This window comes from Pseudoalteromonas peptidolytica (genome assembly GCF_012641745.1).
Lineage (GTDB): Bacteria > Pseudomonadota > Gammaproteobacteria > Enterobacterales > Alteromonadaceae > Pseudoalteromonas > Pseudoalteromonas peptidolytica.
On the sequence record NZ_WEHZ01000046.1, the window covers coordinates 1 to 21,095 of the forward strand.

17 protein-coding genes are annotated in these 21,095 nt (G+C 44.1%); 5 read left to right on the forward strand and 12 right to left on the reverse strand.

Annotation, left to right across the window (positions count from 1 at the left end; translation table 11 throughout):
• Positions 1 to 136 precede the first annotated feature (136 nt).
• Positions 137 to 1,504 carry an AAA family ATPase gene (locus F9Y84_RS20320; RefSeq protein ID WP_168756786.1) on the forward strand — a complete coding sequence of 456 codons (1,368 nt, stop codon included), beginning with the start codon at positions 137 to 139 and terminating at the stop codon, positions 1,502 to 1,504.
• A gap of 84 nt (positions 1,505 to 1,588) precedes the next feature.
• On the opposite strand, the gene gcvP is transcribed toward F9Y84_RS20320, so the two are convergent.
• The 4 genes from gcvP to F9Y84_RS20340 form a co-directional block, all read right to left on the reverse strand.
• A complete protein-coding gene (gcvP, locus tag F9Y84_RS20325) occupies positions 1,589 to 4,489 on the reverse strand; it encodes an aminomethyl-transferring glycine dehydrogenase (protein WP_147390231.1) in 2,901 nt (966 codons plus the stop codon).
• A 182-nt stretch (positions 4,490 to 4,671) separates the two neighbouring features.
• Positions 4,672 to 5,061 carry a glycine cleavage system protein GcvH gene (gene gcvH, locus F9Y84_RS20330; RefSeq protein ID WP_125250416.1) on the reverse strand — a complete coding sequence of 130 codons (390 nt, stop codon included), beginning with the start codon at positions 5,059 to 5,061 and terminating at the stop codon, positions 4,672 to 4,674.
• A 63-nt stretch (positions 5,062 to 5,124) separates the two neighbouring features.
• On the reverse strand, positions 5,125 to 6,207 hold the full coding sequence (gene gcvT, locus F9Y84_RS20335; RefSeq protein ID WP_147390230.1) for a glycine cleavage system aminomethyltransferase GcvT: 1,083 nt from the start codon (positions 6,205 to 6,207) through the stop codon (positions 5,125 to 5,127).
• 85 nt (positions 6,208 to 6,292) lie between these two features.
• Entirely contained in the window at positions 6,293 to 6,868 is a 576-nt protein-coding gene (locus F9Y84_RS20340) for a hypothetical protein (protein WP_128732762.1), read from the reverse strand.
• Between the two features lie 129 nt (positions 6,869 to 6,997).
• On the opposite strand from F9Y84_RS20340, the gene F9Y84_RS20345 reads away from it, so the two are divergent.
• Both F9Y84_RS20345 and F9Y84_RS20350 read left to right on the forward strand, forming a co-directional pair.
• Positions 6,998 to 7,843 carry a LysR family transcriptional regulator gene (locus F9Y84_RS20345; protein ID WP_147390229.1) on the forward strand — a complete coding sequence of 282 codons (846 nt, stop codon included), beginning with the start codon at positions 6,998 to 7,000 and terminating at the stop codon, positions 7,841 to 7,843.
• A 201-nt stretch (positions 7,844 to 8,044) separates the two neighbouring features.
• Positions 8,045 to 8,512 carry an REP-associated tyrosine transposase gene (locus F9Y84_RS20350; RefSeq protein WP_128732783.1) on the forward strand — a complete coding sequence of 156 codons (468 nt, stop codon included), beginning with the start codon at positions 8,045 to 8,047 and terminating at the stop codon, positions 8,510 to 8,512.
• 416 nt (positions 8,513 to 8,928) lie between these two features.
• Here F9Y84_RS20350 and F9Y84_RS20355 read toward each other — a convergent pair whose 3' ends face one another.
• The 6 genes from F9Y84_RS20355 to radA all read right to left on the reverse strand — a co-directional run bounded on the left by F9Y84_RS20355 (position 8,929) and on the right by radA (position 15,662).
• Positions 8,929 to 10,098, reverse strand: coding sequence for an FAD-dependent oxidoreductase (locus tag F9Y84_RS20355; RefSeq protein WP_147390228.1), 1,170 nt, complete (start codon positions 10,096 to 10,098; stop codon positions 8,929 to 8,931).
• A gap of 10 nt (positions 10,099 to 10,108) precedes the next feature.
• On the reverse strand, positions 10,109 to 11,281 hold the full coding sequence (ubiH, locus tag F9Y84_RS20360) for a 2-octaprenyl-6-methoxyphenyl hydroxylase (protein WP_147390227.1): 1,173 nt from the start codon (positions 11,279 to 11,281) through the stop codon (positions 10,109 to 10,111).
• Positions 11,282 to 11,293: 12 nt separating this feature from the next.
• Complete coding sequence (gene pepP / locus F9Y84_RS20365) at positions 11,294 to 12,604, reverse strand: Xaa-Pro aminopeptidase (RefSeq protein ID WP_147390226.1); 1,311 nt, start codon at positions 12,602 to 12,604, stop codon at positions 11,294 to 11,296.
• Positions 12,605 to 12,606: 2 nt separating this feature from the next.
• Entirely contained in the window at positions 12,607 to 13,170 is a 564-nt protein-coding gene (locus F9Y84_RS20370; RefSeq protein ID WP_125250424.1) for a UPF0149 family protein, read from the reverse strand.
• 183 nt (positions 13,171 to 13,353) lie between these two features.
• Positions 13,354 to 14,277, reverse strand: a complete 924-nt coding sequence (locus tag F9Y84_RS20375) for a hypothetical protein (RefSeq protein ID WP_147390225.1) — start codon at positions 14,275 to 14,277, stop codon at positions 13,354 to 13,356.
• A gap of 14 nt (positions 14,278 to 14,291) precedes the next feature.
• Positions 14,292 to 15,662, reverse strand: coding sequence for a DNA repair protein RadA (gene radA, locus F9Y84_RS20380; protein WP_125250426.1), 1,371 nt, complete (start codon positions 15,660 to 15,662; stop codon positions 14,292 to 14,294).
• Between the two features lie 128 nt (positions 15,663 to 15,790).
• Between radA and F9Y84_RS20385 the strand changes: the two genes are divergently transcribed.
• A complete protein-coding gene (locus F9Y84_RS20385; protein WP_147390224.1) occupies positions 15,791 to 18,292 on the forward strand; it encodes a PilZ domain-containing protein in 2,502 nt (833 codons plus the stop codon).
• Between the two features lie 69 nt (positions 18,293 to 18,361).
• Here F9Y84_RS20385 and ampE read toward each other — a convergent pair whose 3' ends face one another.
• Positions 18,362 to 19,213, reverse strand: a complete 852-nt coding sequence (gene ampE, locus F9Y84_RS20390; RefSeq protein ID WP_147390223.1) for a beta-lactamase regulator AmpE — start codon at positions 19,211 to 19,213, stop codon at positions 18,362 to 18,364.
• A 6-nt stretch (positions 19,214 to 19,219) separates the two neighbouring features.
• Entirely contained in the window at positions 19,220 to 19,762 is a 543-nt protein-coding gene (gene ampD, locus F9Y84_RS20395) for a 1,6-anhydro-N-acetylmuramyl-L-alanine amidase AmpD (RefSeq protein ID WP_147390222.1), read from the reverse strand.
• Positions 19,763 to 19,968: 206 nt separating this feature from the next.
• On the opposite strand from ampD, the gene nadC reads away from it, so the two are divergent.
• Positions 19,969 to 20,811, forward strand: coding sequence for a carboxylating nicotinate-nucleotide diphosphorylase (nadC, locus tag F9Y84_RS20400; protein ID WP_147390221.1), 843 nt, complete (start codon positions 19,969 to 19,971; stop codon positions 20,809 to 20,811).
• The last annotated feature ends 284 nt before the right edge of the window (positions 20,812 to 21,095 follow it).

Below are 21,095 nucleotides of genomic sequence, written 5' to 3' on the forward strand. Positions count from 1 at the left end.
AGAACGCCATTTGAAACATTGCTTGATGGAAAATCAATTTGGGCTGAGAAAAATTTAGCTCAAATCTAAACTGACAGCCACCGATTGAAAAACGGGTAACTGTCAGATCAAGTCTGAGCTAGTACACATTAGTGCTGTGTCGCCTACAGTCAGTTTAGTTCTTAAACGTCCTAAATATGCCGATGGTCGTTTTAAGGAACTAACAAAGCTTCATGAAACTGATATAAACGCAATCGATCATTTTGACCCTAGAACTCACTTCTGGGGCGCAGATGGCATAACCCGTGAATTTTTGGAGAGTGCTGTTAACTGCATCAAAGGTGAATCTGCACATCAAAACATATATAACAGTTCTGACGACCAATATCTGATTCCCATTGATGTTGCCCTATTTCAAGACAGATTTAAAAATACCGAGATTACTGAACAATTCAGGCTTTTAGATAACCTGAAGACTCTTGGCATGCTTACATCTATAGAAGTAGGTTTAACAATACAAGGGAATCAACCTGCTACTCTAAATCACTTTAGTGATGGACAGTTTCAATCCGTTTATATTTATGCCATAACAGAGTTGTTTAAGGATAAGGAGTGTTTAACACTTCTTGACGAGCCAGATTCTTTTTTACACCCAGAGTGGCAATTTGAATTTTTAAGACAAATTTCAGATATAACCATAGAAGCAGCTCAATCAAACCACATCCTGATGACCAGCCACAGTGCGGCTACACTATGCAATATAGAACAAGCTCAGCTCTCCCAAATGAAGTTTTTAAATGAACAAATAGAGTGTATCCCCGTTGATAAACGTAATGTTATCAACGACCTTTCAAATAGCTTTATTCAATATTCAGAAGATGAAAGTAAGCTATTGATTGATAATGTAATTAGAACATCTTTGCGTCCAATTCTTTTTGTAGAAGGACCATCGGATGTAAATGTTCTGAATACAGCATATGAAAAACTTTATCCAGGAGAAGATATTCCCATTTTAATTCAAGACGCCTTTGATAGAGGTTTTATTAAAACCTTGCTAGCGAGGGGGGAAATTCATCAAGCTTACCCTGATAAATTGTTTTTTGCTTTGTTTGATTTTGATGATGCTTATGAAGACTGGCGACATCTAGGTGGAAATATGGAAGTCACTGATATTGGATTGGGACTTTGCAGAAAACTAGAAGATAGGAATGCCTACTCCTTTCTATTACCAATTCCTAACAACGCTATTAGAGAGCAGGTTTGGGATGAAGATAACCCTCTAGAAAAGATTTTGCCCAATCCGCATTTTTGTATTGAACATGCTTTTTGGGGGATTACCGAACTGGAGAAATACTTTGGACCACATCGTAAAAAAGACTATATAGTTTTTAAAGGCGATAAAATTAAGTTTTCAAAGGAAGTAATAAGTCAGTTACCTTCTGAGTGCTTTGAGCTTTTTCGCCCGATGTTTGAATTCATCCAGGGTAAGATTCAAAGTCACACCGAGCTTGCAAAAGCTAGTTAAATTTTAAGCAAAAAAAAATAGACAAACCGAAGTTTGTCTATTTTTATATACATTGTCTGAATTTTATATATTCAGACACACCTCTTACGCGTCGCGGTAAGTATCAACCGCAGGGCAAGAACAAATTAGGTTACGGTCGCCGTATACATCGTCGATACGGGTTACCGTTGGCCAGAATTTGTCTTTTGCTACGCTTGGTACTGGGAATGCAGCTGCGAGGCGATCATATGCACGGTTCCAGTCGTTGCTTAGTACGTCAGCTTGCGTGTGTGGTGCAAATACTAATGGGTTGTCTTCGATAGACCACTCGCCTGATGCAATCTTGTCGATTTCACCTTTGATAGAAACCATGGCTTCGATAAAGCGGTCGATTTCTACCTTAGACTCAGATTCCGTTGGCTCAACCATAAGTGTGCCCGCTACTGGGAACGACATTGTTGGTGAGTGGAAGCCGTAGTCTTGTAGACGCTTAGCAACGTCCATTTCGGTAATGCCTGTGGCTTCTTTCAGTGGGCGTAGGTCAACAATACATTCGTGGGCAACACGGTCGTTACGGCCACGGTATAAAATTGGGAAGTGCTCGCTCAACTTAGCCGTTAGGTAGTTAGCGTTTACGATTGCCATTTCTGTTGCTTGTTTTAGGCCTTCACTGCCCATCATCGCAATGTATGCCCACGAGATAGGTAGGATAGCTGCAGAGCCGTAAGGTGCCGCAGAAACCGCGCCGTTACCTACGTTTGTGCCTTCTACGTTGATCACGCTGTGGTTAGGCATAAATGGCGCTAGGTGCGATTTAACACCGATAGGACCAACACCTGGGCCACCGCCACCGTGTGGAATACAGAATGTTTTGTGTAGGTTTAAGTGTGATACGTCAGAGCCGATTGAGCCTGGGCTAGTTACTCCAACCTGTGCATTCATGTTTGCGCCGTCCATGTATACTTGGCCGCCGTGCTGGTGCACGATGTCGCATACTTCACGGATAGACTCTTCGTATACACCGTGTGTAGACGGGTAAGTGACCATGATGCACGATAGGTTTTCAGCTACGTCAGCGGCTTTCGCGCGTAGATCTTCTATATCGATATTACCGTTTTTATCACAGTCAACTACAACCACTTTCATGCTTGCCATTTGTGCAGACGCTGGGTTTGTACCGTGCGCTGAACTTGGGATCAAGCAAATATTACGGTGACCTTCACCGCGAGACTCATGGTACTTACGGATCGCGATAAGACCTGCGTACTCACCTTGTGCACCTGAGTTTGGCTGTAGTGATACTGCGTCGTAACCTGTGATATTCACAAGCCAGTCGTGCAGCTCAGTCATCATGATCTTATAACCCTCTGCTTGGTCGATTGGGCAGAACGGGTGTAGCTCTGCAAACTCAGGCCAAGTCACAGGGATCATTTCAGCGGTCGCGTTTAGCTTCATAGTACACGAGCCCAATGAGATCATTGAGTGGTTTAGTGCTAAATCTTTGTTTTCAAGACGCTTGATATAACGCAGCATCTCGGTTTCGCTGTGATAGCTGTTGAAGTTTGCGTGCGTTAAAATTTCATCGTCGCGCACTAAGCTTGCAGGAATACCTGTGATGTTCTCGCCTGACACTTGTGCGTCTAGCGCATCTACATTTAGGCCATGGTCGTCAGCTAGAATAATATCAAATAGCTCAGCTACGTCCGCACGCGTTGTAGTTTCGTTTATTGCAATTGAGTATTCGCCGTTATGGTTAAGGGCAAAGTTCACGCCTTTTGCTACCGCACGCGCCACAGCTGCTTGCTTGTCAGCGTCGTCCGCTTTAACCGTAATAGTATCAAACCAAGTATCATGCTTAAGTGCTACGCCTTTTGCTTTAAGACCTGTGGCAAGAATGCTTGCAAGGCGATTAATGCGCTCAGCGATGATCTTAAGACCTTGAGGGCCGTGGTAAACCGCGTAAAACGCAGCCATGTTCGCAAGTAACACCTGTGCAGTACAGATGTTTGAGTTCGCTTTCTCACGGCGGATATGCTGTTCACGAGTTTGCATCGCCATACGTAGCGCGTCGTTACCTAAACGGTCTTTAGACACACCAATAATACGGCCTGGTAGTGAACGCTTGTAAGCATCACGCGTGGCAAAGAATGCCGCGTGTGGACCACCGTAACCCATAGGTACGCCAAAACGCTGTGCAGAACCAAGCACTACGTCTGCACCTAGTTTACCTGGTGCTTTAAGTAGCATTAAGCTCATGATGTCTGCGGCAACACAGGCAATCGCTTTTTTGTCTTGTACTTGTGCGATTAGGTCAGTAACGTCAACCACTTCACCTGATGTTGTTGGATACTGGAATAGCGCGCCGAAAATGTCGTGGTTAGCAGCGTCGCTAGCAGGGCCTACTACGATTTCAAAACCAAACTGCTCAGCACGCGTTGATACTACGTCAATAGTTTGTACATGTACGTCGTCTGCAATAAAGAAAGTGTTTGCTTTTTTCGCTTTAGATACACGTTTTGCAAGCGCCATTGCTTCTGCGGCTGCGGTTGATTCGTCGAGTAGTGATGCACTGGCTAAGTCTAGGCCGGTAATGTCCATAGTCAGCGTTTGGAAGTTAAGTAGTGACTCCAAGCGACCCTGCGCAATCTCTGGCTGATAAGGGGTGTAAGCCGTGTACCAACCCGGATTCTCAAGTACATTACGTAAAATAACATTAGGTACATGAGTTGGGTGATAGCCTTGACCGATGTAAGATTTGAAAACCTTGTTTTTGCTCGCTACTGATTTCAGGTAGCTAAGGGTTTCCACTTCTGTGCGGCTTTCACCGATCTGTAAGCCCTCTTCTAAGCGAATTGAAGCAGGTACAGTTTGACCGATCAGCTCTTCAACACTAGATACTCCAAGAGCGCTTAGCATCTCACTCACCTGTGCTGGGCTTGGCCCGATATGGCGACGGATAAAATCTTGCTTTTGCTCTAACTGTTCAAGAGATTTGGCGTTTGACATTAGTCCAGGTTCCTATGATCCAAATGAAAAAGGTGAATACTGTTTTTATCTAAAAAAGATACCTTGGTAACGGCAGTATTCTAAAAACGTTGGTATGAACTCGTCATACCTTGAGCAAGCACCCTTGCTCAAAAAGCAACAATAAAAGCCCCTAAAAAGGGGCTTTTATTACTATCAACAAATTAGTCTTCGTCGATTGAATTTGCGTAGCCTTCTGCGTCTAGTAGATTGTCTAATTCTGACTCGTCAGACGCTTTAATACGGAACAACCAACCGTCACCGTACGCATCGTTGTTTACAGTCTCAGGCGCATCTTCTAGATCTTCATTTACCGCAATGATAGTACCGCCGATTGGTGCATAGATGTCTGATGCTGCTTTTACAGACTCAGCAACTGCACAGTCTTCACCCGCGTCAACTTCATCGTCTACGTCTGGTAATTCAACGAATACCATGTCGCCTAGAAGTTCTTGTGCGTGCTCAGTGATACCTACTGTGTACTCGCCATTGCCTTCAGCGCGAACCCACTCGTGTGAAGTAGCGTACTTTAACTCGCTAGGAATGTTGCTCATTTTTTTGTTCCTTTGGTCGATTGTGGTGACGCCCCGTGAGCGACACCAATGTTATTCTTAAAATTAGATAATTGACTTGCCGTTACGAACGAAACTTGGCTTAACAACTTTAACATCAACTAGTTTCTTACGCATTTCAACCTGTGCGGTCTCGCCAACTGAACGAGGTACACGCGCAAGCGCGACACTAAAGCCTAAAGTCGGAGAGAATGTACCAGAAGTGATAACACCTTCGCCACCTTCTACGATAACTTTAGAGCCACCGCGCAACACACCTTTACTTTCAAGTACTAGACCAACTAACTTGTCAGTGCTTTTTTCTGCGCGCTGTTTAGCAATAGCTGCACGGCCAATAAAGTCACGATCCTCTGGCTCCCAAGCGATAGTCCATGCCATGTTCGCCGCAAGCGGAGAAACCGTTTCGTCCATATCAGAGCCATAAAGGTTCATGCCCGCTTCTAAACGTAGCGTATCACGTGCACCTAAGCCAGCTGGACGCACACCTGCGTCTAATAATTTTTGCCATAAGTCCGCAGCACCGTCGTTGTGCACTACGATCTCATAACCAGCTTCTCCGGTATAACCTGTTGTTGCAATGAAAAGGTCGCCAGCTTGCACACCGAAGAAAGGTTTCATACCTGCTACGACCGCTTGTTGTTGTTCGTCTAGAATAGTCGCTGTTTTCGCAATTGCATTTGGTCCTTGTACCGCAACCATTGCGTACTCAGGGCGCTCTGTCACTGTCACGTCAAAACCGGCTGCCACAGCATTAATGTGTGCAAGATCTTTTTCACGTGTTGCAGAGTTAACCACTAGGCGGTATTGCGTTTCAGTGAAGAAGTAAATGATAAGGTCATCAATCACGCCACCCTGCTCGTTTAGCATACCGGTATATAGCGCTTTACCTGCCACTGTTAACTTAGCTACATCGTTTGCAACTAGTTTTTGTAGAAATGCTTTAGCGTCTACACCTTCGATATCAACAATCGTCATGTGTGAAACATCAAACATGCCCGCGTCTTGGCGCACCGCATGGTGCTCTTCAATTTGTGAGCCGTAGTTGATTGGCATTTCCCAACCGTGGAAGTCTACCATTTTTGCGCCAGCTTCTAGGTGCTTAGCGTGTAGTACTGTTTTAGAAGTCATACTTATCCTTCACTTTTTTACTCAGCAACTTATATTGGGCACTGAGGGGGTTATTGTTATCGTAATTACGATAACTGCACGGAATTTATGAAACGAGTTTAAAACCAGCATCAGTAAGCGTTGTTTGCCACTTATCTAACACAGCAGCTTGTGCAATCAACTGGTATTGTTGCTGTTCGTCCACCAGCAAGGTTGTAATAAATACTTCGCCGCTTTGTTTGCCATAACAGGCATTTTTGTCTGAAATCCTAAGGCCTGGTGTTAACGTAAAGTCGTGAATCAAACGTTCAAACGCAAGCTCACCACTTAAGGTTGCTGCGGCTAAGTCGTGACGACGTACCAGTTCAATATCAAACTCATCCGCATGATTATCAATCAATGTTGCAAGCTCAGTGGCAGCTCTTTCACTGACAACAAAACGGTAAGCAGTTTCACTAAAATAGTACACGGCAAAATTTTCGCCACTGTCTAGCTTGCCCTGAAAGCCCAAGCCTGGCGCCATTAATTTATTTAGATTAAGGGTAAGAATTTGACTTAAAAAAGGCGTGGTTTCAAAGCCACTGAAGTCCAGCACCACAACAGCATCCGTTGGTTTGTAATGGTTTTGCGTCGGAACACTGCCCTGACGGTGCTTTGCAAAGATAATTGGCGTGACGCTCATGGCACTACCTTAGTGAAATTTCGATGAGCAAAAGTATAAGGATGCGCAAACTCAACAACAAATTGTATTTACTTATCAATTGATAAATAATATTAATGTACTTGGGTTTTATAAATTGCATTTCCTTATATGAAAAACTTATCGATTGATGGATTAAGAACGCTGGTCACTGTGGTAGATGTCGGTGGCTTTGCCAAGGCTGGCGAGCTACTAGGCTTGTCTCAGCCCGCTGTTAGTTTGCAAATTAAACGCTTAGAAGACATGCTCGGTTGCAAGCTGTTTAAAAAACAAGGACAGCGGCAGATATTAAATCAATATGGCGAGCTGCTTTTGCCACTTGCCAAACAAATGCTGCAGCAAAACGATGCAATTATTCAGCAATTTACCTCTGAAAGTGTCACAGGCAGAGTGCGATTGGGTATTCCCAGTGAATTTGCAGCGCGGATCTTACCCTCGATTATTGGTGATTTTGTGTCTTTATATCCCGATGTTGCACTTGAAGTTAAATCTAGGCTGAGTAAACACTTACTTTCTGTGGTAAGGCAAGATCAATTTGATTTAGTGTTGGCGCTTAACGAAGAGCTCAGTTCGTCCAAGTATCCGGTGTTTATGCAAGATCAGTTGGTCTGGGTTGGCGATTTATCGCTTGCGCAGCATTCGGTTGTCACTTTAGTCACCGCACCAGAAGGCTGTATCTATCGCCGCCGCGCTATTGAAGCGCTGCAACAAGCTGGCTTGCAATACCGTATTGTATACAGTAATGCCGATTTAACCGGCCTTACTGCAGCTTTAAAAGAGGGGCTCGGGATCACTGTGCTGGCCAAAAGCACTGTTCCTACGGAATTGCCTTATCAGACCCAAACCCAAATATTACCCAAGCTCGGGCAAATTGGTATCAGCCTAGTCAAAAACACCCAAGAGTCCGCCCATGCCGTTGATAAACTAGCCGAGTTTATTGCATTGAGGTTAGGTTAAAAGATCGCGATATAAAATCGCTCCTACCAGCAACATAAAGCCTCTGTGGTAGGTGCTTTACGCGGTGAAGGTGATTTAAGAAAAGCTCGCGATGTAAAATCGCTCCTACCGGCAACATAAAACCTCTGTAGGAGCCGCTTTACGCGGCGATCTTGTCCTATACTTACGTTAGCACTTATTAATGAACTCAAGGAGAGAGTCATGCCACATAGCTGCCGTTTAAGAAAAGGTCGGGTTTCATCGGCAGGTCAATATTATGCAATCACCATTTGCTGTAAAAACAAAACTGCTATTTTTAATAACCTCGCAGTCAATCAACTTGTTATTCGCGAAATTTACCACCTTGAGCAGGATAACATTATCAAATTAATTGCCTATACGCTGATGCCCGATCATTTACATCTTCTGTTTCAACTAAAGGATGTGTGTTCCTTATCTGATACCATTAAGTCGTTAAAAGGAAAAATAGCAACTAAGTTAAGAACAATGAATGTTAGGCAGCTATGGCAAAAAGGTTTTTATGACACCTGTATTTTGCATAACACCATGTTAAAAAACCAAGCAAGATACATAGTTGCAAACCCGCTTCGAGCTGGGTTGGCAAAACAGATTGGCGATTACCCTTACTGGAATTGTATTTATTTAAGTAATGGAATTGGGGATTTATAAAATTGGTGATGCCTGTTTTAGGAAAAGAGCGCGATGTAAAATCGCTCCTACCAACAATATAAAACCTTTGTGGGAGCCGCTTTATGCGGCGAGATTGTTTAAATGATCGCGATGTAAAATCGCTCCTACCTACAATATAAAACCTCTGTGGGAGACGCTTTATGCGGCGAGATTGTTGAAATGATCGCGATGTAAAATCGCTCCTACCTACAATATAAAACCTCTGTGGGAGACGCTTTATGCGGCGAGATTGTTGAAGTAATCGCGATGTAAAATCGCTCCTACCTACAATATAAAACCTCTGTGACAGGTGCTTTACGCGGTGAAGCGGATTTTAGAAAAGATCGCGATGTAAAATCGCTCCTACCTACAATCTGAAATCTCTGTAGGAGCCGCTTTACGCGGCGATCCTTCTTTTATTTACCGCCGACAGCTTCTTTAGCGAACAGGTGCTTAATAGGGCCGAGATTGTCGACCAAGCTTAGACCCACTCCCCGCACTAACTTTTTAAGCGGATGATTGCCTTCGAACAGTTCTTTAAGCCCTTGCATCATGGCAATGTGCTTTTGGGCATCGGCTTTTCTGCTGCGCTCATATTGACGCAGTATCCGTGTGCAGGCAAATTGCTCTTGTGATGCTGATAACAAAGTGATCAGATACGCGGCGTCTTTTAATCCTAGGTTCATACCAAGACCTGCAAGTGGATGAATGGTATGTGCCGCATCCCCCATCAAAACGATACGCCCTTGCACCCACTGTTTTGCATAGCGCATGGTTAGAGGAAAAACATGCCTTTCGCCAACCAATTCACACACGCCACACTGCATATCAATTGCTGCGCTTAAAGCTTTATTGAACGCCTCGCCCGACATGGTTTGTAGCTGCTTTGCTTTATCTGGTGCGGTAGACCACACAATTGAATGAGTGTATGGGTCATCCAGCGGCAAAAAAGCCAGCGGTCCATCGGGGAGGAACACTTGTCTTGCTGTTGCATCATGAGGCGCTGCGGTTTTTATCGTTGCAACCAGCGCATGGTGATCATAATCCCAATAAGTGATTGGCATATTAAACTGCTGACGAATAGCAGAACGTGCCCCGTCAGCTGCTACCACTAATTTTGCCATCACCGGCTCACCAGTGGCTAAGGTTAACAGCACATCAGAATCTGTTTGATGCAGGCTTTGATATTTGGTGTTCCACATCAGCTTAGCCGATTGCTCTGCTTCGAGCGCCGTTAACAGCGCATAGCGAATGGCGTCATTTTCAATAATATGACCAAGCTCAGGTAAATCTAGCGATTCACTGTCAAAGGCAATTTTACCAAAGCTATCTTTATCACGGACATCCATATGAGTATATGCCGCGGCGCGCTGCGCTTTAATATCAGGCCATACCCCTAAGCGCTCAAATAACGCTTGGCTTGCAGCGCTTATCGCGCTTACGCGCGCGCTGTATTCTTGTGCCAATGGGGCTGGCTTTTCACCACTGTCTAACACTAATACCGAGATATTTTGCTGCGCAAGCCCCAGCGCCAGCGTTAATCCAATACATCCACCACCAACAATACAAACTTGAACTTGTTGCATGCCAACTCCTTTATCCTTTATACCCCATCAATTGTTTAGCCAGTGGCGCTCTTGCTGTTTTGGACAGCGCCATGGTGAGTAGACCTAAACTGCGGCCTAAGGCTAACGTTCTTGATGAGTTTGAAAATAGTCGAACGAGCGCATCGGTTAATGTCATCACCGTGTTAATGTCTTGCGCTCGCGCCAGTTGATAAGCACGCGTAAATTGAAAGCTCCCCCACTCGTCGGGCGCAACGGCCTGACATTGTGCGGTAAGTACTTGAATATCTCTTAGGCCTAAATTAAAGCCTTGTCCTGCAATGGGGTGAATAGCATGCGCGGCGTTGCCAATCACCACAACGCGATGGTGCGTGAGCTGCTCTACCCGACCAAGTACCAGCGGATAACTGGCTCGCATGCCTACTTGTACAAAGCGCCCAGCGCGATACCCAAAGGCTTGTTGTAATGCTTGCAAAAATTCAACTGGCGCCATCGCTTCAAACTCATTGAGTTTGTCATTAGGCATACACCACACCAGTGAATAACGGTTATCACTCATTGGCAGTAGCGCCATTGGGCCATGTTCAGTAAAGCGCTCGAACGCCTGACCACCATGAGCTGAGTCAATCTGCACATTGGCGATCAACGCCCCTTGCTCGTAGCCTATGCTATCAAAGCCGATATTGAGTTTAGTTCGCGTAGGAGAGTTTGCGCCGTCGGCAACGACCAATAAACGACCACATACTTGCTCGCCATTATCAAGCGTTAGAACAACTTGCTCAGGGCATTGTGTTATTTCAGTCACCTGATTTGGGCAAAATAGCGTGACGTTAAGACCTGCGAGTTGCTCATGTAAAAAGCTGCCATAAGGATTGACTTCAACCACATAGCCTAAGGCTTGCTCACCATAATCTTCAGGCCGGATCCACGCTTTACCAAAGTGGCCTCTATCAGAAACATTGACCTGTGTGATTGGCTCAACGTATTGCCACTGGGGATTAAATAGATTTAGCTTGCCCAAAAATGCAACCGACTGTGCAGCAAGTGCAATACTGCGGTCATCAAAACTCGGGTGCTGTTTACCTTTCGGTGCGAAGGCTTCAATAACCGCAATGTTCGCCTGCGGAGAGGCTTTTTTCATGGCAATAGCGGCGCTGGCTCCTGCCATACCACCGCCAACCACGACGACATCAAACTGTTGCACGCAATGTGTCCACTAGTTATTCATTAATGCTTCTATTTCTGTGATGGTTTTTGGCACCAACGCGGTTAAATTTTCATAACCGGTGTCTGTAACCAACAAATCATCTTCGATACGAATGCCAATTCCTTTATATTCATCAGGAACTTGCGCATCTTCGTCAAAATACAAACCAGGCTCAATGGTGAGCACCATACCAGGTTCAAATGGACGATCCGCTTCGTCTAACTTATATTCACCAACATCGTGAACATCAAGACCAAGCCAATGACCCAAACCGTGCATATAAAATGCTTTACATGCCTGAGCATCTAACAGCTCGTTTACGTCACCCGCAAGAATACCCAAATCTACAAGTCCCTCAGTCAATACTTTCATCGCGACTTGATTTGCTTTAACTAACGTGCCACCGGGTTTAACCTCGTTAAAGGCGGCATATTGTGCTGCCAATACTAGATCATATACTTTGCGCTGAGCATCAGTAAACTGGCCATTTACTGGGAACGTACGAGTTATATCTGCCGCATAGCCTTCCAGTTCACAACCCGAATCAATCAGTATCAAGTCACCGTCTTGTAGCGCGTCACAGTTGTCGGTGTAGTGTAAAATCGTTGCATTGATACCGCTACCCACGATGGTGCCATAGGCTGGGTGACGCGCACCGTTCATTGCATAGTGATGGTGAATTTCAGCTTCAAGCTGGTATTCCGTCGCACTAGGCTTTGCAAACTGCATCGCGCGTATGTGCGCTTCTGCGCTAATTCTGCCCGCTTCGCGCATCACGGCGATTTCCGCATCTGACTTAAACAAGCGCATTTCATGCACAAGTGGGCGAATATCTTTGATTATCTCAGGTGCGCGATAGCCCTTTTTTGGCGCGCCACGTAATGTACTCAGTAACTGCCAAACCTTATCATCAAATGCGCTGTACGTGCCTTGGCCGTAGAACAATACCTTGCGGCCATTCACGAGATTGAGTAGCTCATCGTCTAAGTCACTAAGTGCAAAGGTATGGTCAAGTTCAAGTTGCGACTTAGCTTGCTCATAGCCCATACGGCGACCATGCCAAATCTCAGCAACCTTATCTTTATTACGACAGAACAACGTAGACTGACCGTTGCCCTCGCGGTCTTTTGTTAATACTAAAACCGCATCAGGCTCTTTGAAGCCAGTGAGATAAAAAAAGTCACTGTCTTGACGAAACGGAAACTCAGTATCGCGGCTACGGGTTAATTCAACAGCCGCAGGAATAATTGCGACGGCATTATTATCAAGTGCCGCAATAAGGCGCGCACGGCGTGCTACAAACTCGCTGTTTTTAATCATAATTAATGTATCGTTTTTGATGTGCCAACAGACTGCGATTCTTTACCCATTTCGGCAAAGCACAACAGTGTAGAAACTCGGACATACTCAATCACTTCAAGTAATGCTTCTTGATCTTCGTTAGAGTCTTCAAAGCCGGTATCCAGCTTTGTGATCTCGCTAAAGTCGTTGATCACCTCTTTCACGTCTGAAGATAACTTGCCATAGTCTTTTTGCTTTAGACCAAAGCCTAGTAAAAAGCCCGATACCCAAGCTATCAAGGCATTCGCTTGGTCATGCAATGATTCGTCTTCCGGCGGTAAATATAGTTCAAACTGGAACTCACCGTCGTTGAAGTGTTCAGCGACTTGCTTATAAAGGTCGATGCAAAATTCCCGTATTGGTGCTGAGAATTTTTGACCGTCATTAAATACGTCGCTTAGTAACCCTAAATACTCAGAGTCTTCGATATTCAGGCCACAGGCCAATAGCCCAGATATAGTGCCGTGAACTTCGGCAGGGGCAATAAATAATTCGTGTTTTTCTAATAGCAATTGAGCTTGCTGGTAGTCTTTGAATTCGCTCATGATACTTTCCCAAGCAATTGATACTCCAATGCTACCACCGCAGCCAGCGCAACTCCAACGAATTGTATGATCAACCTCAAAGCTGAACTAAAATTCACCACTTTTTACAACCTCAGTGTACAGGGAAAGTTTTGCACTTCCCTTTACATTGAGGTTGTGAGTGCGTGGCTTTTTATCTCAGTTTTACTTGCCGCTGGCTTCTACCTTGATTAACTCAGCGAGTAACTCTGGGTCTTGTGACATAGCAACGGGTAACTGCTGACTCAACGCCATGAAATTTTGATTGTGTGTTGATGTGATAGAGAGCGAAAGGGCGTTCATTCCCAAAGCAAAGTCATTGATAGCCTGTTGTACCTCTTGTGGCAAAAACATCATCTGTAGTTGCTGCGCAACAGCAGCTCGAAAGTCAGCTAAGGTCATCTCCTGCTGAGCCACCTCCGACTCAATAAATTCTGAGAGCTTACCCTGATTATTGATGGTAAGCGCAAGAGACTTAAATTGCAGTGACTGCATCGCGGCCATTAATTGCGACTGTAATTGCAATTCCTGCTCAAGGCTTAATGTTTGACTATCCAGCTTCGATGCCGCCAACGAGACTTCCATCAATTTTTTACTGTTGCCTAAAGAGATAGTGAAGTCTCCTTGTGCTACTTCATCAGCTAAGACCATCAGCGCAAACTCACTGTCGCCAGATGCTTCATCAAAGGAGAAGCTGGTTTTCACATGATATGTTGCCGCGAGCAGCTCAGGTGAAGTACCTTGTGAAAATACATCAGCTTTACTGTTGAGTTTTATCCCAACAAACTCGAGCTCAGTGAGTGGGCTTATCTTGTCTTGCTCGTAACCGGCAATACTTAGCTTATCAATGGTCAACTCTGGAGCACTTTGCGCTAATGATGAAATCTGTAATTGTGTGATCTCTACATCCCGTGTCAACAAGTCAACGGAGCTGCTGGCAAAATCAACATCAAGACCCGTGTCAGCTTCAAAACCAGCTATCTTTTGAGTGATCGCTTGTTCTATCTGGTCATTGACATAATAGTTTACACCAACATATCCAGCGCCAGCTAAGGCTGCGGCCACCAATATTACTGTGGTTTTATTCATTTTTTACTCCGTTTTTAAAAAAGCGCCTCAAGTGCTTCACTTAAGCTCGAGACAGCAACGATTTCCATCCCTTCAATTTTTTCTTTTGGTTGATTTGCTTTTGGCACAATGGCTCGTGTAAAGCCATGTTTTGAAGCTTCACGCAAACGCTCTTGTCCGCTAGGTACAGGGCGGATCTCTCCACCAAGCCCCACCTCACCAAATACCACAAGCTGCCTATCTAGTGATTGATTTTTAAAGCTCGACACAAGCGCTGCAATCAAGGCCAGATCAGCGCTGGTTTCGGTGACTTTGACCCCACCCACCACATTGACAAAAACATCTTGATCCGACACTTGTAATCCACCATGGCGGTGCAACACAGCAAGTAACATGGCTAAACGGTTTTGCTCCAAACCAACAGTGACGCGACGTGGGTTCGCCAGTTGCGAATAGTCAACCAAAGCCTGGACTTCTACCAATAGCGGTCTTGTACCTTCCCAAATCACCATCACCAAAGAACCGGGAGTTTGTGCCTCACCGCGATTAAGGAAAATAGCGGACGGGTTACTTACCTCTTTCAAGCCTTGACTGGTCATCGCGAAGACACCTAACTCATTGACCGCGCCAAAGCGATTTTTATTGCCTCGCAACGTTCTAAAGCGGCTGTCAGCGCTGCCCTCTAATAAGATTGAACAGTCAATACAGTGCTCTAATACTTTCGGCCCTGCTAATGTTCCGTCTTTAGTCACGTGGCCAACCATGATAATGGCAACCTGATTTTGCTTTGCAAAGCGTGTTAAATATGCGGCGCTCTCTCGAACTTGAGAAACAGAACCCGGCGCTGATTGAATATCATTCATGTGCATAACTTGAATGGAATCTATTACCATGATGCTGGGCTTTTCTCTGAGCGCAAGCTGGCAGATGGTTTCTACGTTGGTTTCTGCTAACGTTTTTAGTTTATTAGTAGGCAAGCCCAATCGCGTTGCTCGCATGGCAACTTGTTGTAGGGATTCCTCTCCCGTCACATATAACGTATTCATGCTCTCGGCTAAGCGACACATAGTTTGCAGCAACACAGTACTTTTACCAGCACCTGGACTACCGCCGATTAATATTGCGCTTCCTGGAACAACCCCGCCGCCCAAAACACGGTCAAACTCGGTAAAACCAGTTGAAAACCTGGGTAACTGCTCAAGGTTTACTTCATCTAAGGTTTGTACTTTCGCTTCAACAAAGCCTGCATAACCTGAGGTCACGCCACCTTGTGGCGCAGCTTTAGCCGATGGAACCCGAAATTCCGTTACCGTATTCCACGCCTTACACTCAGAACATTGCCCTTGCCAACGCGCAAACTCTGCTCCACAATCACTACATACAAATGCTGTTTTCTTTTTTGCCATAAATTACAGGTATATATCTTGCTTAAACATAATAATCGGTTAAGAATAAACTAATAATATGCCAATGTTGACATAATATTGGCGGTGACCCTAAGGTCACATTAAAACGAGCGCGTGTAAAACTATTTATGCCTGAAGATAGATTACAAAAATATCAGAGCTTAATTGATGATTTAAAGCTGGATCTTGGCGACCCTGCTTTTGATCGCATTTTTAAGCAACGCACTGCGGAGCTATCCAAGCCAGATCAATTTCTACTGAAAATGGAAATGTCTAGGTTGTCTCAGCCCGTGGCTAGATTTATTGACCTCAGAGGACAAGTTGCAGGTCAAGTTAAGCCTTATGAATACGAGGGCAAACAGCATTTTATGGATGATGTTGCTATCGATGTTTTTGAGCAGGAAGTGGCAAGACATGGCGGCTATACCCTAGCTGTTTATGAAGCCGTGATGTGCACCGAAAACAACTACAAGGTGATGCAGAAGCAAGCAAAAGAGCGTGAAGAAGAAGTAGAAAAAGACGCTGAAAACCATAACTATACAAAGCTTATTCGGTTTGCTTCTTATGAGAGCCGCTCTGAAGAGCGAATGAATTACTCCATTAAAATTACGGTTGAGTTAGCACAAAACCAACCTAAGATTTCAGCCACAACTTCAGATATTTCATTAAGTGGTGCAAAAATAAAATTACCGACCAATCAGCAAGTTGACCCTGGTCAAATTATCTCAATACGTTTGGTTGGCCTTGAACAAGATTTTGAACTTGGTTTAAAAGAAGGGATCCAGTATGAGGTGGTCGCTGTTGAGCCTGGCACCATAGAATATAACCAAGTGCGTTTAAAAAGAACGTTTATCGAAAAAAACCAAGGATTCGATGACTTTTTAAACAGCTTTATTCATGGTAACAAACGTCGCTACAAAATTAATTTAGATAACACCTTAGATGCCGTAGTCTGTAAAGGTTATGAGCAGTATTATTTGCCAAGAGTGTGCTCTTTGTTTGTTTTTCTAAGTGAAAAGCAACAAAATCTGTTTCCAAGTATGGTACTCACTAATGAGAATAATGCGGGTCTTAATTATTACTTTGAAGATGAAAAGAAACAATCAGCACTATACAGCGTATTCAACCAAAAGCGAGTGCAACGCCTACTTGAATTAACTGGTGCGGTAAAAGAGGCGGTATGCCATGTATTCACTCACTCAAGCCAAGGTAAAATGTATTTTTATTCTGCGTTTGATTTTGAGTTAGCCGAACTGCCGCAGCTTAACGATCTGTTTTTTGCCTTTGGTAGCCAAAAAGACAGTTTTAAAAGCTTTAAAGTGCAATTAATGCCAAGTCATCATGAAGATGCCTTTATTCCTTTATCCTTGCCTGCGAGCGCGGGGAAAAACGTTGAAAAGCTTAACAAACGCCCGTCACCACGAGTGCAAGGGTTTATCCAAAATGTAAAATACTTAATGCAATTGACCGACGTCACAACCCCGTCAATCAGCGAACGTTTTTTACACCTCAATTATGAAAAATCGCTAGTCAATCAGCTCAAAAAGTTTGGCCACGGCAAGTCATCAACGCCACCTTCGCTCGAAGTCGTTGCATTGGAGTATGTTAATCTCAGGGCGCATCGCCGCTATCTCTATAAAACGGCAGCGATTGTCACGATTGATGGTCATGGCGTATTCAATTGTGTTACCCGTGACTTTTCGGTTATGGGATTGCAAGTGGAGTGTGAAGAAGCGATCCCCGTTAAAAAGGGAGACTCTATTCACCTTGACTTAGTGGATCTACAGAAGCTAACTAAGCAGCACAATTTAACCAAGTTGCGCTATGAAGTTATGATGGTCAATAAAACCAGTACTATTATCAACTTAAAGGTGCAAAAAATTGGTCAGCTTGACCATAATGCAATGAGCTTCTTTAAAGTATTAATAGACAACAACAAAGACAAATTAGTTGCCTGTGACGAGGCGCCAAAAGTCCCGGGGTTATCAACAGCACTACGTAATATGGTGACAAAATCAGTATGTCAGTTTCCACTATATTTGCACAAAGAAGCATCGCACAATATCGTTGGTGCTATCGGCCAAGGCCTGTACCCGACATCCTTGCACCATCTGCTCCACTCTTTTAGCGATAACAGTGATAACACCATAGATGCAAAAGCGATTTTCCCTGAGCGCTTTGTCGAAGAAAAGCTAAGTGATCTGTTAAAAGGGCAAACTAGGCAGGATAAGCCGCTGAAATTTTTGGTTTTTATCAAGTTTGACTCTGAGCAAAAAACACAGCATGAGGCGATAAGTTCACAAGTCATTGCACAAGAGGAATCACTTGATAGCTTATATCTATTCGCTAAAAAAGCATTGCGCAACGACCTATTATTCGTATACCAGCTCTACGTATCAAAAACTGGTCGCCCAGATATGGATTACTTGGCTAATGAATTGCGCTACGTCAGTCATTACGCGATTCATAAAGCCAAGGACTTAGAAGAAGCGCTGTGGTCAATTACAGGTGTCTGTGATTTGGTTGATGTAAGTGAATATGTGATCAATAACATGGGATTTGATGCACCACTTATTCACGCTATGGAAGAAAAGAAAAAACGCTGGCTAGAAGCCAACTTTAAGCATTAGCCGTATGACGTTGTGGCAACGAGCGCATACGGCCGCTCTTGTCGATTCTAATTGTTATATAAAATGAGGTTATTCTATCCAGCCAAACAAAGTTAAAATAGCGATAATAACGAGATAAAATAAAATGTTGCGTTTAACCAAACGCATCATACAACTGGCCTCAAAGGTACACCCTAAAAATTGCTGTTCAATCTGTTCAGCTGCTAACGCTGTGGTTGTGATTATCCTTCGATTTGTGGTTTTGAAATCTAATACATGCTTTAGCCAAGTGGAGGTGCCCTTGGTGAAATTACCGATGATCAAAAAACCAAAACTGGCGATCCGTGCAGGTATCCAGTTAAGCCAATAAAACAGCCTACATAGTTGCTCAGATACATGCTGCATAGGCGGAGCCTCTTGCTCGTGTTGCCAGTGTACAACCTGCCTAACTGCCGCATACAACACCGCCCCCGGAGCACCAAGTGCCACGAACCAAAATATCACGCCACAATAGTGTTGAAAGTTAATCCAAGAAAGGGTCTGTCCAAAAGTCTCGCCGCCAGGCTCATCTTCCAGTTTATCTTGCCCCATCTGCCACGCATACAGTGATGCCGCCTCGTTATCACCTCGAGTTAAGGCATTTAAGTATCCTTTGTACAGCTTGCGATATTTGGCACAACCAAAACAAATCAGCAAAATACAAATATTGACTGCAAACTGCCAAACCGCAAAGTCGCTAAAGTTATAAATTAGCGCAACCGCTAAAGCAGGCAGCACAAGCCAAATCATAATACCCAAATGTGTTCCTAATATACCGCCTGAACGTGTCCATGATTTGGTTTTGCTGTGATAGTTTTGCAGATAAAAGTCAGCTTGCCAGTGCTGCGCACGGGCGCCGAGTCGTTCAATTATAAGCGCAATAATGATAGAAATTAGAATCATGCTTACTTAACTCTCTTGGTTATTTAACAAGGAAAAATAGTGTTGCCAATCAAAAGCAGCGCCGGGATCTGTTTTACGCCCGGGTGCAATATCGTTATGTCCCACAATACGATCATTTGTGATCTTTGGATAGTAATGCTGAAGCCAACGCGTTGTTTTTACTAAACTCATGTATTGCGCTTGAGTGTAGGCGATGGTGTCTGTCCCCTCTAATTCAATCCCGATAGCAAAATCATTGCACCCTGCTTTTCCCTGCCACTGGGACACACCAGCGTGCCATGCTCGCTCACTAAATGAGACATATTGGGTGATGCTGCCATCGCGTTTGATCACACAGTGCGCCGACACTTCAAGCCCTTTGAGATCAGCAAATGTTGGATGAGCATGACAATCAAGTTTGCCCATAAAAAGTGCGTCGATATAAGGCGTGCCAAAACACCCCGCAGGTAACGAGATATTGTGAATGACCAACAAATCAACCTCACACCCAACGGGGCGTTCATTATAGTGAGGTGATGCCGTTCGTTCTGCAAAAGGTAGCCAATTCAAAGTTTTAATTCCATGCTTTGGGTTAGCGTCGATTATAAAGACAAAATAAGACAAAAGGTAGGCGCAAATTTTAGCCACGTTATTACATTCTTTTTATCTGCCGGTATATCTTTATGCTGTGCGATGAAATTGCCTCCATCAATTGTACTCCTTTGCAAAGGCGCGTAAAATTCGACTATTGCAGCAAACAACAAAAAGACAACTCTATGATTGACCAAAACCTGATCCGCCAGTTGGTAACGATGGCACTAGATGAAGATCTCAACTACCAAACTCCAAATGATGGCGATATTACCGCAGCCCTAATCCCTCAGTCGCAACACGCTCATGCTTATGTGATCACCAGAGAAGACTGTGTGTTTGTAGGTAAAGCAATCATTGAAGAAGTCTTCAAGCAAGTCGACCCAAGTGTCGCTGTTGAAGTGCTAGTCAACGACGGTGACTTCGTTGTTGCCAACACTCGCTTATTCACAGCCACAGGTTCCGCTCGAGCTATTTTAACGGCTGAGCGCACCGCGCTGAATTTTGTCCAAACTTTGTCGGGTACTGCAACCACCACTGCAAACTATGTTGCGGTGTTAGCTGGCACGCAAACCAAGTTATTAGATACACGTAAAACCATTCCTGGATTAAGAGCATTGCAAAAATATGCAGTTAAGTGCGGTGGTGGTGAAAATCATCGCATTGGTCTATTTGATGCGTATCTTATCAAAGAAAACCATATCGCAGCGTGCGGCAGCATCGCCATCGCTGTTGCAACGGCGCGTAACAACCACCCAGACAAGCCGGTAGAAGTTGAAGTAGAAAATCTAAACGAACTACAACAAGCCTTAGATGCTGGCAGCGATATTATTATGTTGGATAATTTCAGCGTGGATGAAATTATCCAAGCGGTAGAGGTTACTCAAGGCAAAGCAAAACTGGAAGTGTCTGGTAACATGACAATAGAGACGCTCACAACCTACGCACAAGCCGGTGTTGATTTTATCTCCAGTGGCGCATTGACCAAACACGTGCAAAGTATTGATCTGTCAATGCGATTTGAATAATCATTGTTATCTTTATGGGCGTTTTTAACGCCCTAAATCGTCTGTTTATCTGTAATCCTGCGTAATAGAGAAACTTGTCTATTTCATTGACAAACTTACTGAAAACCCGTTAAATACGACAAAAGAATTAGAGTGTAACAAGTTCTTAAAGTTCAGTAACGGTTAGTTCCATCTCTTTTTTGAACCTATATTAGGAAAGTTTGCGCTACCGCAAAAGAATCAATAATTTATTATTAAAATTTGATTGCTGCGCTCAACGTTTACTATTAAAGTATTTGTTAATT

What these genes read in the sequence shown, in the direction of transcription:
- gcvP (WP_147390231.1), bottom strand. Translation starts at nt 4,489, where the DNA reads ATGTCAAACGCCAAATCTCTTGAACAGTTAGAGCAAAAGCAAGATTTT.
- gcvH (WP_125250416.1), bottom strand. Translation starts at nt 5,061, where the DNA reads ATGAGCAACATTCCTAGCGAGTTAAAGTACGCTACTTCACACGAGTGG.
- gcvT (WP_147390230.1), bottom strand. Translation starts at nt 6,207, where the DNA reads ATGACTTCTAAAACAGTACTACACGCTAAGCACCTAGAAGCTGGCGCA.
- F9Y84_RS20340 (WP_128732762.1), bottom strand. Translation starts at nt 6,868, where the DNA reads ATGAGCGTCACGCCAATTATCTTTGCAAAGCACCGTCAGGGCAGTGTT.
- F9Y84_RS20345 (WP_147390229.1), top strand. Translation starts at nt 6,998, where the DNA reads ATGAAAAACTTATCGATTGATGGATTAAGAACGCTGGTCACTGTGGTA.
- F9Y84_RS20350 (WP_128732783.1), top strand. Translation starts at nt 8,045, where the DNA reads ATGCCACATAGCTGCCGTTTAAGAAAAGGTCGGGTTTCATCGGCAGGT.
- F9Y84_RS20355 (WP_147390228.1), bottom strand. Translation starts at nt 10,098, where the DNA reads ATGCAACAAGTTCAAGTTTGTATTGTTGGTGGTGGATGTATTGGATTA.
- pepP (WP_147390226.1), bottom strand. Translation starts at nt 12,604, where the DNA reads ATGATTAAAAACAGCGAGTTTGTAGCACGCCGTGCGCGCCTTATTGCG.
- F9Y84_RS20370 (WP_125250424.1), bottom strand. Translation starts at nt 13,170, where the DNA reads ATGAGCGAATTCAAAGACTACCAGCAAGCTCAATTGCTATTAGAAAAA.
- F9Y84_RS20375 (WP_147390225.1), bottom strand. Translation starts at nt 14,277, where the DNA reads ATGAATAAAACCACAGTAATATTGGTGGCCGCAGCCTTAGCTGGCGCT.
- radA (WP_125250426.1), bottom strand. Translation starts at nt 15,662, where the DNA reads ATGGCAAAAAAGAAAACAGCATTTGTATGTAGTGATTGTGGAGCAGAG.
- F9Y84_RS20385 (WP_147390224.1), top strand. Translation starts at nt 15,791, where the DNA reads ATGCCTGAAGATAGATTACAAAAATATCAGAGCTTAATTGATGATTTA.
- ampE (WP_147390223.1), bottom strand. Translation starts at nt 19,213, where the DNA reads ATGATTCTAATTTCTATCATTATTGCGCTTATAATTGAACGACTCGGC.
- nadC (WP_147390221.1), top strand. Translation starts at nt 19,969, where the DNA reads ATGATTGACCAAAACCTGATCCGCCAGTTGGTAACGATGGCACTAGAT.